This is a genomic window from uncultured Mucilaginibacter sp., from assembly GCF_937859865.1.
Lineage (GTDB): Bacteria > Bacteroidota > Bacteroidia > Sphingobacteriales > Sphingobacteriaceae > Mucilaginibacter_A.
This window is the reverse complement of the sequence record NZ_CALMAT010000033.1, coordinates 2,789-17,272: the sequence shown is the minus strand read 5'-3', so window position 1 is coordinate 17,272 and position 14,484 is coordinate 2,789. Positions and strand designations below refer to the sequence as shown.

13 protein-coding genes and 1 pseudogene (1 of these 14 running past the window's edge) are annotated in these 14,484 nt (G+C 41.0%); 7 read left to right on the top strand and 7 right to left on the bottom strand.

Annotated elements, in window-relative coordinates; translation table 11 throughout:
* Positions 1-75: 75 nt before the first annotated feature.
* A complete protein-coding gene (locus Q0192_RS03875; RefSeq protein ID WP_299286352.1) occupies positions 76-1,149 on the bottom strand; it encodes an acyltransferase in 1,074 nt (357 codons plus the stop codon).
* Positions 1,150-1,351: 202 nt separating this feature from the next.
* Entirely contained in the window at positions 1,352-2,323 is a 972-nt protein-coding gene (locus tag Q0192_RS03870; RefSeq protein ID WP_299286348.1) for an NAD-dependent epimerase/dehydratase family protein, read from the bottom strand.
* A 127-nt stretch (positions 2,324-2,450) separates the two neighbouring features.
* Between Q0192_RS03870 and Q0192_RS03865 the strand changes: the two genes are divergently transcribed.
* The 3 genes from Q0192_RS03865 to Q0192_RS03855 are packed head-to-tail and all read left to right on the top strand — an operon-like array spanning position 2,451 to position 4,901.
* Positions 2,451-3,635 carry a formimidoylglutamase gene (locus tag Q0192_RS03865; protein WP_299286345.1) on the top strand — a complete coding sequence of 395 codons (1,185 nt, stop codon included), beginning with the start codon at positions 2,451-2,453 and terminating at the stop codon, positions 3,633-3,635.
* Positions 3,635-3,775 (top strand): hypothetical protein, encoded by a 141-nt coding sequence (locus tag Q0192_RS03860; RefSeq protein WP_299286342.1) that lies wholly within the window; start codon positions 3,635-3,637, stop codon positions 3,773-3,775. The genes Q0192_RS03865 and Q0192_RS03860 overlap by 1 nt, the downstream gene beginning before the upstream one ends.
* Positions 3,776-3,785: 10 nt before the next feature.
* A complete protein-coding gene (locus Q0192_RS03855) occupies positions 3,786-4,901 on the top strand; it encodes a TlpA disulfide reductase family protein (RefSeq protein ID WP_299286339.1) in 1,116 nt (371 codons plus the stop codon).
* Positions 4,902-4,992: 91 nt separating this feature from the next.
* Here the strand turns inward: Q0192_RS03855 and purD are convergent, their stop codons facing one another.
* Genes purD through Q0192_RS03840 form a run of 3 tightly spaced genes read right to left on the bottom strand, consistent with a single transcriptional unit; the run spans position 4,993 to position 6,882 of the window.
* Positions 4,993-6,267, bottom strand: coding sequence for a phosphoribosylamine--glycine ligase (purD, locus tag Q0192_RS03850; RefSeq protein ID WP_299286336.1), 1,275 nt, complete (start codon positions 6,265-6,267; stop codon positions 4,993-4,995).
* Positions 6,268-6,317: 50 nt separating this feature from the next.
* Positions 6,318-6,659, bottom strand: a complete 342-nt coding sequence (locus tag Q0192_RS03845) for a DUF5615 family PIN-like protein (RefSeq protein ID WP_299286333.1) — start codon at positions 6,657-6,659, stop codon at positions 6,318-6,320.
* Positions 6,640-6,882: a DUF433 domain-containing protein gene (locus Q0192_RS03840; RefSeq protein WP_299286330.1), complete on the bottom strand. Its 243-nt coding sequence runs from the start codon at positions 6,880-6,882 to the stop codon at positions 6,640-6,642. Before Q0192_RS03840 ends, Q0192_RS03845 begins: the two co-directional genes overlap by 20 nt.
* A 235-nt stretch (positions 6,883-7,117) precedes the next feature.
* Between Q0192_RS03840 and secA the strand changes: the two genes are divergently transcribed.
* The 4 genes from secA to Q0192_RS03820 all read left to right on the top strand — a co-directional run bounded on the left by secA (position 7,118) and on the right by Q0192_RS03820 (position 13,252).
* Positions 7,118-10,426, top strand: a complete 3,309-nt coding sequence (secA, locus tag Q0192_RS03835; RefSeq protein ID WP_299286327.1) for a preprotein translocase subunit SecA — start codon at positions 7,118-7,120, stop codon at positions 10,424-10,426.
* A gap of 28 nt (positions 10,427-10,454) precedes the next feature.
* The gene (locus Q0192_RS03830) at positions 10,455-10,937 is read left to right on the top strand and encodes an SPOR domain-containing protein (RefSeq protein WP_299286324.1); all 483 of its coding nucleotides are present in this window, start codon (positions 10,455-10,457) and stop codon (positions 10,935-10,937) included.
* The gene (locus Q0192_RS03825) at positions 10,924-12,108 is read left to right on the top strand and encodes a M20 family metallopeptidase (RefSeq protein ID WP_299286321.1); all 1,185 of its coding nucleotides are present in this window, start codon (positions 10,924-10,926) and stop codon (positions 12,106-12,108) included. Before Q0192_RS03830 ends, Q0192_RS03825 begins: the two co-directional genes overlap by 14 nt.
* A gap of 199 nt (positions 12,109-12,307) precedes the next feature.
* Complete coding sequence (locus Q0192_RS03820) at positions 12,308-13,252, top strand: hypothetical protein (RefSeq protein WP_299286318.1); 945 nt, start codon at positions 12,308-12,310, stop codon at positions 13,250-13,252.
* A 4-nt stretch (positions 13,253-13,256) separates the two neighbouring features.
* Here Q0192_RS03820 and Q0192_RS03815 read toward each other — a convergent pair whose 3' ends face one another.
* Together Q0192_RS03815 and asnS are read right to left on the bottom strand one after the other, a co-directional pair.
* Positions 13,257-13,775 (bottom strand): GNAT family N-acetyltransferase, encoded by a 519-nt coding sequence (locus Q0192_RS03815; RefSeq protein ID WP_299286315.1) that lies wholly within the window; start codon positions 13,773-13,775, stop codon positions 13,257-13,259.
* Between the two features lie 36 nt (positions 13,776-13,811).
* Positions 13,812-14,484: pseudogene (asnS, locus tag Q0192_RS03810) on the bottom strand (asparagine--tRNA ligase) (it continues 785 nt past the right edge of the window).

Below are 14,484 nucleotides of genomic sequence, written 5' to 3'. Positions count from 1 at the left end.
AAGCGATTTTGGTTACTTACAGCTATTATTGATCTTTTGTAGTCTAATATAAGTTGTCTTATTTTGATTATGTAATTATTGATATTTAAAGTTTTCCTTTAAGGTTAAAATTGGCTTTTCAACATACTTCCAAGATAACCGGCAAATGAAAAGCAGGATCCAAAAGTTTACAACAAAAAATAGCCAATGATAATAGCTATCGCTAAGGGTTATTGAAAACTTAAATAAAAATTTATTCCAAATATGAAATGCTAAATCAGAATATAGAATATGATACAAGTAAATACCATAACTTACTTTTCCGATATTTATAAGAAATCGGTTATCTAAAATCGAAAGAAGTATTGTTTTTTTGTTTCTAAAATTTAGAATATAAGTGATGATCCACACACCAAGAATTGAGTGGAAAAACCTGATTTGAACAATATGTGATATTTTTAAAAGGTTAAATATAATAATACCTACGCTTAATATTGCTGATACATTAATTATCATGTAGAACTTAGGTAAAAAGACTGGTTTATATACCACAATCCATGCAAGTAAGGCACCCATTCCTAAACAATCAAAACAAGTATTTAGTGGTAAATATCCAAAATTATAATCTTTAATAAACGACTGACTGACAATACCTGCGATAATGAAAAAAAGGATACAGTGAATTAAATATTTTGAGGGAAAATACAACATCAACAAAGGCCAAAACAAATAAAATTGCTCTTCTACGGCCAAAGACCAAAAATGAGGACTGGCTGTTGGCCAAGATTTTGTTGAATAAATAAAAAAGTTACTGGTATAAGTGATGTTTGAAATTAACTCACCGGTTGTAATACTTAAATTTAACTTATGGCGTAAAACAACCATCAAAAAAATAGTTAAATAATAGATAGGGAAAATTCTTAATACCCTTCTTATATAGTAACTTTTAAGAATAGTTGTTTTTGCTTTGACTAAGCTTTCTTCAACCTCGTTTCGATTCTTTAATAAAATCTGGGTGATAAGAAATCCACTTAAAACAAAAAAAATGTTTACCCCAAAAGGGCCTGTTTGAAATTTATTGATAAAGCTTTCTTTAGGAATCCAATGCCATATTATTACCAATAAAACAGCAATTGCCCGAACACTATCTAATTGTTTAATATATCCCATCAGGCTTATTTTAAGTTTAATTGTAAAAATGTAAATGTTTTGTGTAAATAGCAATTATGCAAGCATTTAAATCCTTGCAAATTATTTTAAGCTACTGTCCGCAGTTTATGTCGCAACATTATTTTTGATTAGGCATTACATTGAAAGTATTTTTTAAAATCAAAATAGAAATTGGTATTTAAAAGGTTTTTGAGTAATTATTTTAACCTTTCAATACTTCACAAATCGCTTTGAGCGTTTCCTTTACTGGCTTAAATTCAAAACCAATTGCTTCTTTTACCTTACAATTATCATAATCCTGAATGCGGCTGGCCGATTGGGCCGAAATTTTATCAACGCCCATTTTTTTGCCGGTAAAAAGAGTACCTAAAGCCGAGGCGCGCCAGGCCAGTTCCAGCATCCAGGGTTTGGCTTCAAAAGCTGGAGGTTTGATGCCGAAATAATGGGTCGTTTCCTCAAATAAACTTTTATAGCTCCAATTTTCGGCGTTGATGATAAAGCGTTCGTTGCTGATCTTGCTTTCCATCAAAAGGATCATTGTTTTGGCCACGTCTTCCACATCCACCAAACCACAACTACCGGAAGTGTAAAATTTTAAACCCTGGCGTACGGTTTCAAAAATTTGTCCGGTGCCTGCTGTACCAGCATTTTTGCCGATAATTAGAGATGGATTTACAATTACCGCATCCAAACCTTCAGCCATGCCGCGCCAAACTTCCATCTCGCTTTCGTACTTGGATATGGCGTAAGCGTTGTCTTTTGGCGTTTCTTCTAAGTGATGGTTTTCGTTGATCAATTCGCCGGGTTTTCCTTCGCCAACGGCAGCAATCGAACTGACATGTAACAGCCGGATCCCTTTTTCCATACAAAGGTTAACCAAATTGGCCGTGCCTTCCACGTTATTTTGGATGAGTTTTTTTTTGAGGGAAGGATCAAAAGAAACCAACGCAGCGCAATGGTAAACCTGTGTAACGCCTTGCAATGCTTCGTTTAGCGTATCAATTTCCAATAAATCAGCTTCCACCCAATCAATTTTAGATTGAAAAGGAAGCAGTATTTCCGGCACAACCGAACTTGCCCTTTTGGTACAGCGGATACTGTTTTTACCGGCTAAAATTAGTTGCCGGCAAACTTCCGACCCGAGAAAACCTGTTGCACCGGTAACTAAAACCATAGAAGTGTTTTGAAATTTTATTTGCAAGCAAACTTAACTATTCGTGTTTGATTAGGGATTTAAGCTTGATTAATTTCCTCTTCTTTCTTAAAAATACCAGATATTTGGCCGCGAATAATGCTACCGAATGTCTTTAATTGATTTTTTTACGCCTGTTGAGGCAAGTCGCTTGTTGCCCGAAAGTGCTGTTATAAAAGGCCGTTTGGGTACTTGCATCCAAATTTTTACTGAACATTTTCCTGATTTTGATACGCAGAAGCCTGATCTGGCTTTGATTGGCGTACAGGAAGACCGCAACGCTGATGGCAACATTGGTTGTGCGCTTGGGCCGGATTACATCCGCGAAAAGCTGTACCAATTGTATGAAGGCGGATACAAAACCAAAATTGCCGATTTGGGCAATATCCGGCGCGGCGAAAAGGTAACGGATACGTACATCGCCCTCAAAACAGTTGTTACCGAATTAATTAAAATAGACATTTTACCGATCATCATCGGCGGCAGCCAGGATTTAACTTACGCGCAGTATTTGGCTTACGAAGCGTTGGAGCAAAAGGTTGATTTGGTAATTGTTGATGCACATTTGGATATGGAAGACGATCCTTTTCCGGATCAAATTGAAACGACTTCTGCTTCTTACCTCAACAAAATTTTGATGCACGAGCCGGACATGTTGTTCAACTTCAGCAACCTGGGCTACCAAACGTATTTGGTAAACCAGGAACGCTTGCAAATGATGGACAAGCTGTTTTTTGATACGCACCGTTTAGGTAATTTAAGCGGAAAAATCCAATCTACAGAACCTATTATCCGCAATGCCAGCATGATTAGTTTTGATGTCGGCGCCATTCGTTCTTCGGATGCCGGGGCCAATTTTAACGCCGTTCCAAACGGTTTTTATGGAGAAGAAGCCTGCCAGATTTGCCGTTATGCGGGTTTTAACGATAAGCTAAGTTCGATCGGTTTTTACGAATTTAACCCGGCTTATGATAGCAACGGACAAACGGCGATGTTGCTTTCGCAGATGATCTGGTATTTTATTGACGGCTTTTACAACCGCAAAAAAGATTTCCCGCTTCACCCCAAATCACAATATTTGATCTATAAAACGAGTTTAAAGCATAAAGAACACGAGTTGGTTTTTGTAAAAAGTAAAAAGTCTGACCGTTGGTGGATGCAAATCCCATATCCAACGGCTGGTTCAAAAAACGAGCGGTTCCATTTGGTGCCTTGCCATTATGATGATTATTTGCTGGCCGTTTCCGGCGAAATGCCCGATTTGTGGTGGCGCACTTATCAAAAATTAGTGTAATGGTTTTACAATATGAAGATGCTTCTTTTATCACCCAAAAATTAGTGAAGAGTTTTAACCCGAAAGTTGAAAGGTATTTTTTTAAGCGGTTTTACTTTCGGTCTTTCCAACTTTATAATGATGCTTCTTTTATCACCTAAAAATTATTAAATGAAAAAAGTTTTGTTTTTTATGCTGGCCGCTTCGCCTTTTCTGGCCAATGCGCAAACCGGCAATTACGATGTAAAAGGTAAAATTGGTAAGCTAAGTGCGCCTGCAAAGGTTTATTTATTGCATCGGGAGAAAGATAAAAATGTAACCGATTCTGCTGTTTTGGCAAATGGTGCTTTCGAGTTTAAGGGAAATACAAACCTGCCAACACAAGCGCTTTTATTGCTCGACCATACCGGAATTGGCATTAACAGCTTAGGGCGCGATGCTGATGTAATGAATTTGTATCTTGAAAGTGGTAATATCTTGGTTGCCGGAACAGATTCTGCAAAAACAGCCAAAATCAGCGGATCAAAATTAAATGATGACAATGCAAAACTGGCCGCAGCTACAAAACCAGTGTTGGATAAAGCCGTGGTGTTGAACAATGAATACCAAAAAACACCGGAAGCTGACCGACCGAAACTGGTTGAAAAATACACAGTGCTGCAAAACGAACAAAAAGCAGTGCTAAAAAAGTTTATCCAGCAAAACCCGGCTTCTTTTGTAAGTCTGGATGCTTTGCGCTCTTTTGCTGGCCCGGCTCCGGATTATAGTGAAGTAATGCCTTTGTTTAACACTTTGACACCCGCTATTCAAAATTCAGAAAACGGAACAGCCTATAAAGCGGCTTTAGATCAATTAAAAGCCACTGCTGTTGGTTCTATCGCGCCGGATTTTACGCAAAACGATCCTGACGGCAAACCAGTTTCTTTGTCTTCCTTTAAAGGAAAATACGTATTGCTGGATTTTTGGGCTTCGTGGTGCCAGCCTTGCCGCCAGGAAAACCCGAATGTGGTTAAAGTTTACAATCAATATAAAACCAAAAACTTTACGGTTTTGGGCGTTTCTTTAGATCGGCCGAACGGAAAAGATGCCTGGTTAAAAGCCATTAAAGACGATGGTTTAACCTGGAACCACGTTTCCGATCTGCAATTTTGGAACAACCAAGTGGCTGCGCTTTACGGCGTTCGTTCTATCCCCGGAAATTTTTTGATTGACCCAACCGGAAAGATTGTTGCCCGGGATTTACGCGGCGAAGAGTTGGAACAAACCTTGGCGAAACTGCTGAAGTAATAAAAATATAGGGATAAAAGAAGCATCAGGTTTTGAATAAATTTGGATGCTTCTTTTTTATATTGATGCTTTTTTTACCCGGTAAAAATCATCATAACAAATCAAAGCCAATATCTTTCCGAAAAACCCGGCCGTCCCAATAAATGCGGGCAGCATCTAAAGTTGCTTGTTGTACGGCTTCAAACAACGTGTTTTGCAAACTGGTTATCGCCAAAACCCGTCCGCCAGCAGTTTTAACTTCCTCATTCTCCAGCTTCGTTCCGGCATGAAAAACAAAGGAGCCGCGTACATTTTCGATTCCAGTGATGGTTTTATCTTTTACATAATCGCCCGGATAACCGGCAGCAACACACATTACCGTTGCCGCAACCTGATCGGAAATTTTTAAGTTGATTTCGTCCAGTCTTTCTTCGGCAACGGCTTGTAAAATTTCTACCAAATCGTTTTCAATCCGGGGCAAAACGCTTTCCGTTTCCGGGTCGCCCATGCGGCAGTTGTACTCGATCACGTACGGTTCGCCGCCGCAATTCATCAAACCAATAAAAATAAAACCTTTGTACGGGATGTTTTCTCGCTTTAAACCTTCAATAGTTGGAATAACGATGCGTTCCTTAACTTTAGCCATAAAAGCAGCATTAGCAAACGGAACCGGAGAAACAGAACCCATTCCGCCGGTATTTAAACCGATATCGCCTTCGCCAATGCGTTTGTAATCTTTGGCTTCGGGCAAAATTTTGTAATTTTTTCCGTCGGTCAATACGAAAACGGAAAGTTCGATGCCTTGCAAAAACTGTTCGACCACCACTTTAGCGCTTGCTTGACCAAACTTGGCATCGCGGAGCATCGAGGTAAATTCCTGTTCCGCTTCTTCCCAACGGGTACAAATTAAAACGCCTTTTCCGGCTGCCAGTCCGTCGGCTTTTAAAACGATGGGCAAACCATGCGTAGCGAGATAAGCGCGGCCTTCTTCTAAAGTTTCTAACGTAAATGTTTTAGATGCAGCGGTCGGGATGCTGTTTTTAAACATAAATTCTTTAGAAAAATCTTTGCTGCCTTCTAACTGCGCGGCTTGCTTTTGCGGACCGATTATCGGAATATTTTTAAGCGATTCATCTGCCAGAAAAAAATCGTGGATACCGTTTACCAAAGGTTCTTCCGGCCCAACCAAAACCAAGGTGATACTGTTTTTATGCACTAAATTTTTGACCGCTTCAAAATCATTTACACTAATGTTGACATTTTGGCCATAAATTCCGGTCCCAGCATTGCCGGGCGCAATAAACAAGCGTTCGCATTTTGGGCTTTGCGATAACTTCCAGGCAAAAGCACTTTCTCTTCCGCCAGAACCAAGGAGCAGGATATTCATAAAGCCAAAGATAGAATTTGATTGTAGAAATGTTGATGGTTTTGTTGGTGTTACAATTTATACTTTGGATGAACAACACTTTGCGGGCCAGTAAAATCTTCATGGATTTTATCAACTATTGCATCAAAAAAATCCATGATTCTGGGATAAGTGTTAGTAGGCGCAACAAGTACAACAACTTTTAAGGGATAATTTTTAAAGTTTTGCTGAGAAGATAAATTATTATCAATCGTAATTAAAGCAGCAAAATTGTGATCGAGCATTAGCTTCAGCAATTCCCCATTTTGCTTGCCCAGCCACTGCATATCTCTGATCGTCCTGGTATCAAAGCCACGATCAATAAACCGATATTTTAGCTTTGTGGGCAAGTTTTCATCTAATAATAGTTTCATCTAAAATGCTCTCCGGAAATTCAAAATGACTGGCGCCCCAGGCAATCACACCTTCTGCCTGTTCCAAACTTACACTTGGAAAATCTTCTAAAAATTCATTAATAGAAATTCCTTCTTTCAGATGCCAAAACAAGCTTTGCACAGGTACACGCGTTCCTTTAAACACTGGTTTTCCAAATTGGATGTTTGGATCAACATTGATAAAATCTGAAAGCTTCTCCATAGTTACAAATATAATAATATGTTCAGCAAAGATTCGTCTTTATACTAATCGCGCCGCAGCCGGCTTAAAGCAAAAAAAATAGTGGTAAAAGAAGCATTTACAATTCGTACCAGGCTATTCTGTTGAAGCATACGGTTTTTCAATCAAAATCCGTAATTTTACCTGCCATTATGGCTTCGGTTACCGCTGGCGTAATTGTTGCAAATGGAGTTTTTTATCTTAGAAAGATTACAGCATGTTGGGATTTATCAGTAAACTTTTCGGCAATAAATCGGAAAGAGATGTTAAAGGTGTACAGCCTTTAGTAGAAAAAATAAAAGCAGAGTTTGCAAAGCTGGAACAGATCAGCAATGATGAACTGCGCGCCAAAACTTTAGATTTTAAAGCACGCATTGCATCTGCCCTAGAAAAAACAGACGCGCAAATAAAAGCCGCTAAAGACGAAGCAGAAAACGATCTGTCTTTAGAAGTGAACCGCAAAGTAGAACTTTACACAGAGATTGACAAGCTGGAAAAAGACCGTAACAAAGAACTGGAAGTGGTTTTGATGGAAATTTTGCCGGAAGCTTTTGCCGTGGTAAAAGAAACCGCGCGCCGCCTGGCCAACAACAAAACACTGGAAGTTACCGCAACAGATTTTGACCAGGAACTGGCGGCTTTTAAAAAGAATGTTGTGGTTTCGGGCAATAAAGCAATCCACCATAATACCTGGATGGCCGCCGGAAATGAAGTTACCTGGAATATGGTACATTACGATGTGCAATTGATTGGCGGTATCGTTTTACATGAGGGAAAAATTGCCGAAATGGCAACAGGTGAGGGTAAAACCTTAGTTGCTACCTTGCCGGCTTACTTAAACGCATTGGCCGGACAAGGTGTACATATTGTAACGGTAAACGATTACCTGGCTCGCCGCGATAGCGAATGGATGGGGCCGTTGTACGAGTTTCATGGTTTATCGGTAGATTGTATTGACCGGCACGAACCGAATTCGGAAGAACGCCGCAATGCTTACCTGGCCGATATTACCTTCGGTACAAACAATGAGTTTGGTTTTGACTATTTGCGTGACAATATGACACGCAGCCCGGAAGAATTGGTGCAGCGCAAATTGCATTATGCCATGGTGGATGAGGTGGATTCGGTTTTGATTGATGATGCCCGTACGCCGTTGATTATTTCCGGCCCGATTCCGCGTGGCGACGAACACGAATTTTATGAGCTGAAACCTCGCATTGAACGTTTGGTAAATGCACAAAAAAGCCTGGTAAATACTAAATTAAACGAAGCTAAAAAGCAAATTGCCGAAGGCAAAACCGGTGTGGACGAAGGTGGTTTGGCCTTGTTGCGCGCCCATCGTGGTTTGCCAAAAAGCAAAGCGTTGATTAAGTTTTTGAGTGAGCAAGGCATTAAAACAGTGCTTAACAAAACCGAAAACTACTACATGCAGGACCAGAATAAAGAAATGCCGCATGTAGATACCGAGCTGTTTTTTGTAATTGACGAGAAAAACAACCAGGTAGAACTGACGGAAAAAGGTATCGAACTGATTACCACTTCCGGCGAAGACCCACACTTTTTTGTGATGCCGGACGTAGGGACAGAAGTTGCCGAAATCGAAAAATCAAGCTTATCCGGCGAAGAAAAAGTAGCGAAAAAAGATGAGCTGATGCGAGATTTCTCCATCAAATCAGAACGTATCCATTCGGTCAATCAATTGCTTAAAGCTTATACTTTGTTTGAGCGTGATACCGAATACATTCTGGACGATGGCAAAGTAAAAATTGTAGATGAGCAAACCGGCCGTGTGCTGGATGGCCGTCGTTATTCGGATGGTTTGCACCAAGCTATCGAAGCCAAAGAAAACGTGAAAGTGGAAGATGCTTCGCAAACTTTTGCTACCGTTACGCTGCAAAACTACTTCCGGATGTACCACAAATTGTGCGGTATGACGGGTACTGCCGTTACAGAAGCTGGTGAATTCTGGGAAATTTACAAGTTGGATGTAGTTGAAATTCCTACCAATACACCTGCAAGTCGGGAAGACCGTCAGGATTTGGTGTATCGCACGATGCGCGAAAAATACAACGCCGTTGCTGATGAAATTGTGAATTTAACTCAAGCTGGAAGGCCGGTTTTGGTGGGTACAACTTCGGTAGAAATTTCTGAATTGTTAAGCCGGATGTTGAAACTGCGCGGTATCAAACACAATGTTTTGAACGCAAAAATGCACCAACGGGAAGCGGAAATTGTAGCCGAGGCAGGTAAAAGAAGCACCGTTACGATTGCCACCAACATGGCTGGCCGCGGTACGGATATTAAACTGGGCGAAGGCGTAAAAGAAGTTGGCGGTTTGGCCATTGTGGGTACAGAACGCCATGAATCCCGCCGGGTTGACAGGCAATTGCGCGGTCGTTCCGGTCGTCAGGGCGATCCGGGTTCTTCCCAGTTTTTTGTATCGCTGGAAGATGATTTGATGCGTTTATTCGGTTCAGAGCGAATTTCTGGCCTGATGGTTCGGATGGGAATTGAAGATGGTGAAGTAATTCAGCATTCCATGATCACTAAATCCATTGAACGTGCGCAGAAAAAAGTAGAAGAGAACAACTTTGGCATCCGTAAGCGTTTGTTGGAATACGATGACGTGATGAACTCGCAGCGTACCGTCATTTATACACGCCGTAAAAATGCTTTGTTTGGCGAACGGTTGGATGTGGATTTAAACAATACCATTTTTGATGTAACAGAAGATGTAGTTACCGAATTTAAAGACGCGAACAACTACGAAGGTTTCCAACTGGAAATGATTCGTTTGTTTTCGGTAGATACTGCAATCACCCATGATGATTTCGCAGCTAAAACAACGCCTGTTTTGGTAGAAACTGCTTTCCACGAAATTAACGAATATTACAAACGCAAATCAGAAGCGATAGCCAAACAAGCTTATCCGGTTTTAAAAGACGTTTACGATACGCGCGGTAACATGATCGAAAATATCATTGTTCCGTTTACTGATGGCGTTCACGGTATCCAAATCGCCGTTCCATTGCAAAAAGCGGTGGAAAATGAAGGGCATGAAGTGGTTAAATCGTTCGAGAAAAACGTGGTTTTAACCTTTATTGACGATGCTTGGAAAGAGCATTTGCGCGAAATGGACGAGCTGAAGCAATCGGTACAAAACGCAGTTTACGAGCAAAAAGACCCGTTGTTGGTTTACAAGTTTGAAGCGTTTGAGTTGTTCCGTCAGATGCTTTCTAACGTTAACAAAGAAATTGTAAGTTTCTTGTTTAAGGGAGGCATTCCGGTTCAGCAACAACCGGAAGAAATCCGCGAAGCAAGGCCGGAACCAAAATTGGATTTGCGCCAAATGCGTACCACCAAACCGCAATTGGTTCACGAAACCAACGGCGTGCCGGACGAAGACACGCGCGAACTGCAAAAACCAACGCCGGTTAAAGTAGAGCAAAAGATTGGCCGTAACGATCCTTGCCCTTGCGGAAGCGGCAAAAAATATAAAAATTGTCATGGTGTTGGCATGGCCTAATGGCTTTCCAAACAAAACCTAACCACACATGGCTCACTTAAATTTATGTGCTAAAAAAAGCATCCGGCTGTTATTGGCCTGGATGCTTTTTTTATCGGTACTTTTTTGTGCTGAAATTTCTTCGGCACAAACACAAACACGCGGTGAGGTTGAAGTGATTAAAGACCCGCGGATTGATACCTTGATTGCGCACCGTTTGCTGGCTACGAAATCTCCCGCAGGAAAAACGGTAAATGGTGCTGCTTATGGTTTCCGCGTTCAGTTTTTTATCAGTTCTGACCGGAACGAAATCTACGCTAAACAAGCGGCTTTTAATCAAATGTACCCTGATTTAAGGACTTATATCGTTTACCAGGAACCAAATTATAAGATCAAGGCCGGCGATTTCCGTTCGAGGTTAGAGGCACAAAAACTGATGCACGATTTGCGGACACAGTTTCCAACTTTGTTTCTGGTTTCCGAAAAAATCAACCCGCTAAAACTGGATACCACGCCCGATGATAAAAATTAAAATACAGGAACTTGCCCAAAATATTCATCAGGAAGTAATTGCTAACCGCAGGCATTTGCACCAAAATCCTGAGCTGTCTTTTCACGAAGAAAATACTTATCAGTTTGTTGCTTCTAAATTAAAAAAGCTTGGGATTTCTTTTGAAAGAATGGCTGGAAACGGTTTAGTTGCTTTGTTAAAAGGCGAAAAACCTTCTGAAAAAGTAGTTGCTTTGCGCGGCGATATGGATGCTTTGCCCATTGTTGAAGCAAACGATGTTCCTTATAAATCGCAAAACCCGGGCGTAATGCATGCTTGCGGACACGATGTGCATACGTCGTCATTATTGGGAACGGCACAAATTTTAAACCAAATCAAAAGTGAATTTGGCGGAACGGTCAAGTTTATTTTTCAGCCTGCGGAAGAAAAATTGCCCGGCGGTGCCAGTTTGATGATTAAAGAAGGCGTGCTGGAAAACCCGAAACCACAAGCCGTTATCGGGCAGCATGTAATGCCTTTGATTGATGCCGGAAAAGTAGGTTTTCGTTCCGGAAAATACATGGCTTCTACCGATGAATTGTATGTTACCGTGAAAGGAAAAGGCGGACACGGTGCGCAGCCGCAGCAAAATATTGATCCTGTCATTATTACCGCACATATTTTAACCGCTTTGCAACAAGTGGTTAGCCGTTTTGCCGATCCGAAATCGCCTTCGGTTTTATCTTTTGGGAAAGTAATTGCAAACGGTGCAACAAACGTTATCCCGAACGAAGTTTACCTGGAAGGGACTTTCCGAACCATGGATGAAAAATGGCGTGAAGAAGCACATATCAAAATGAAAAAAATGGCCGAAGGCATGGCCGAAAGCATGGGCGGAAGCTGTGATTTTGAGATCAGGAAAGGTTATCCATTTTTAATCAACGAAGAAAAACTGACGGCCCGTATACGTGGTTTTGCCGAAGATTATTTGGGAAAAGAAAACGTTTTGGATTTGGATATCTGGATGGCTGCCGAAGATTTCGCCTATTATTCGCAAGTTGCCGATGCCTGCTTTTATCGTTTAGGAACGCGGAATGAAGAACGCGGCATCACTTCTTCCGTCCACACACCAACTTTTGATGTGGACGAAAGTGCCTTAGAATTAAGCACAGGTTTGATGGCGTATATGGCTTTGAAAGAACTGGGCAACTGATGCTTCTTTTACCGGCATAAAATTGGTATTGTCCTTTCGACCGAAGGGAGAAATCTTCTTTCCAAGTTTACAAGCTTAATCGCTTTGAAGAAGATTTCTCACTACGTTTCGAAATGACAATACCACTTGTCTTCTTGAGCCTTGTCGAACCCTATTTCTGTTTAAATCCTTTACTTTTACAGCCACTATTGAATTGAAGATGAAAAAAGCTTTTGTGCTGTTGCTGCTGTCGTTGTGCTTTTCAGGCTCGTTCTCCCAAAAGATCAACAGGTTTAACCCCGATAGTTTACAAACGGTTGTGGTAGATTCGGCCGTTGCAAATATCCGGGCAAGAGGCGGTTTGTATGTGCAGGATTTTATTGACCAGATTTTGCGCGATACCAGCTTTTATGAAGCTTTCCGCAACATGAAAAAGTATGCTTTTACCGCCGAAAACCGAGTTTACACGTATGATAAAAATGACAAGGTTGAAGGTAAAATCTACCGGAAACTGAAGCACAGCAATACAACTTCGGGACACAAAATCCAATATTTGGCCAAGGCCGACAGTGGTAAAATATACAAGCGCAACGGCAAATACGAGTTGTACACCACAGAAATGTTTGATTACATTTTTATGAATGCCTACAACACCGATTTTGTAAAAGGCGGCGATTCGCAAAACGCTGGCGGGAAAAATGAATCGTATAAAAGTAAGCTAAAAACGTTGATTTTTAGTCCGGGAAGGCCGGTAAGCGGCATCCCTTTTATCAGCAAAAAAACCGAAATCTTTTCGCCCGAAATGAAGCCTTATTACCGCTACGAGTTTGCACGCGGCACTTATTTGGATTCGATCCCGGTTTACCGTTTCAAAATCATCCAAAAGGCAAACCTGAGAGACGACCAGAAAGATGAAGTGATGATTAAGGAACTGACCACGATTTTTGACCGGCGCGATTTCCAGATTTTAGGCCGGTACGTGGACATGAAATTCAAAAACTTTGTGATGGATTTTAACGTGCAAATGGACATCGAACTCAACCATTTTGGTGGAGAATTGTTGCCAACCAAAATTAGTTACCAGGGAAATTGGGACGTGCCTTTTCACAAAGAAGAACGCGCCAGTTTTTTGGTGCTGCACAAAGATTACAAAGAAGAAAAGTAATTTTTCAACTCAAAGTTTTCTCCATCAGCCAGTCTTGCTGCACATCGTTTCCCAACTTAAAATCATGGGCACCGGTTTTTGCAAATCCCCATTTTAAATAAAAATCAATGGCTTTTTGGTTGTGTTCCCAAACGCCCAGCCACAATTTTTGAGCCTGGTTTTTTACGGCGAAATCAACAGCAAAAGCCATTAAAGCCGCGCCAATTTTTTGACTGTGATATGCTTTTGAAACATACAAACGCGAAATTTCTACCAATTTTATGCCGGTAAAAGAAGCATCAGCAATAATCACTTTGATACAACCAACCGGCATACTGTTTTTAATGGCATAAAAACAGTATATGTTCGAAGTGCTTAATTCTTCCTCGATTTTTTTTAGGTTGAAAGCTTCCGTCAAATAAGTTTCCATATCCTGCGGATCGTTAAATTCAGCAAAAGTTTCAGCAAACAACTCGGAGCTAAACTTAGCGAAGTGCGCCGCTTCTTCCGGTTCTATTCTTCGAATGCTGATTTCTGGATTCATTCTACCGCTTTTTCTACCCTCAACCTTTCACCTCGCCTAAAACTCCGCGTTTTTTGGAAACCTTGGAAAAGGAATTACATCACGAATGTTTGTCATACCGGTTACAAAAAGCACCAAACGCTCGAAACCTAAACCAAAACCGGCATGTTCGCAGGCACCAAAACGGCGTGTATCCAAATACCAATCCAATTCTTCTTTTGAGATGTTCATTTCGTCCATGCGCTGTGTTAATTTGTCCAAACGTTCTTCCCGCTGGCTTCCGCCAACCATTTCGCCAATGCCCGGAAATAAAATATCCATCGCCCTAACTGTTTTTCGTCCTTCGACATCCGGTTCGTTTTGGCGCATGTAAAATGCTTTGATTGCCGCCGGATAATCCGTTAAAATAACCGGTTTTTTAAAATGCTTTTCTACCAAAAAACGTTCGTGTTCCGATTGCAGGTCCGCGCCCCAGCCTTCAATCAAATAAGTAAATTTCTTCTTTTTGTTCGGGGTTGATTCTTTTAAAATCTCAATCGCTTCGGTGTAAGTCAAACGTTCAAAATCATTTTCCAAACAAAAGTTCAGTTTTTCCAGCAAGCCCAATTCCTGGCGTTCCTGCTGCGGTTTTTGCTTTTCTTCTTCGGCCAAACGCTGCGCTAAAAACTCCAGATCGTCGGCGTTTTTGGCCAATGCTTCTTTTATCACGTATTTTAACAGGTCCTCGGCC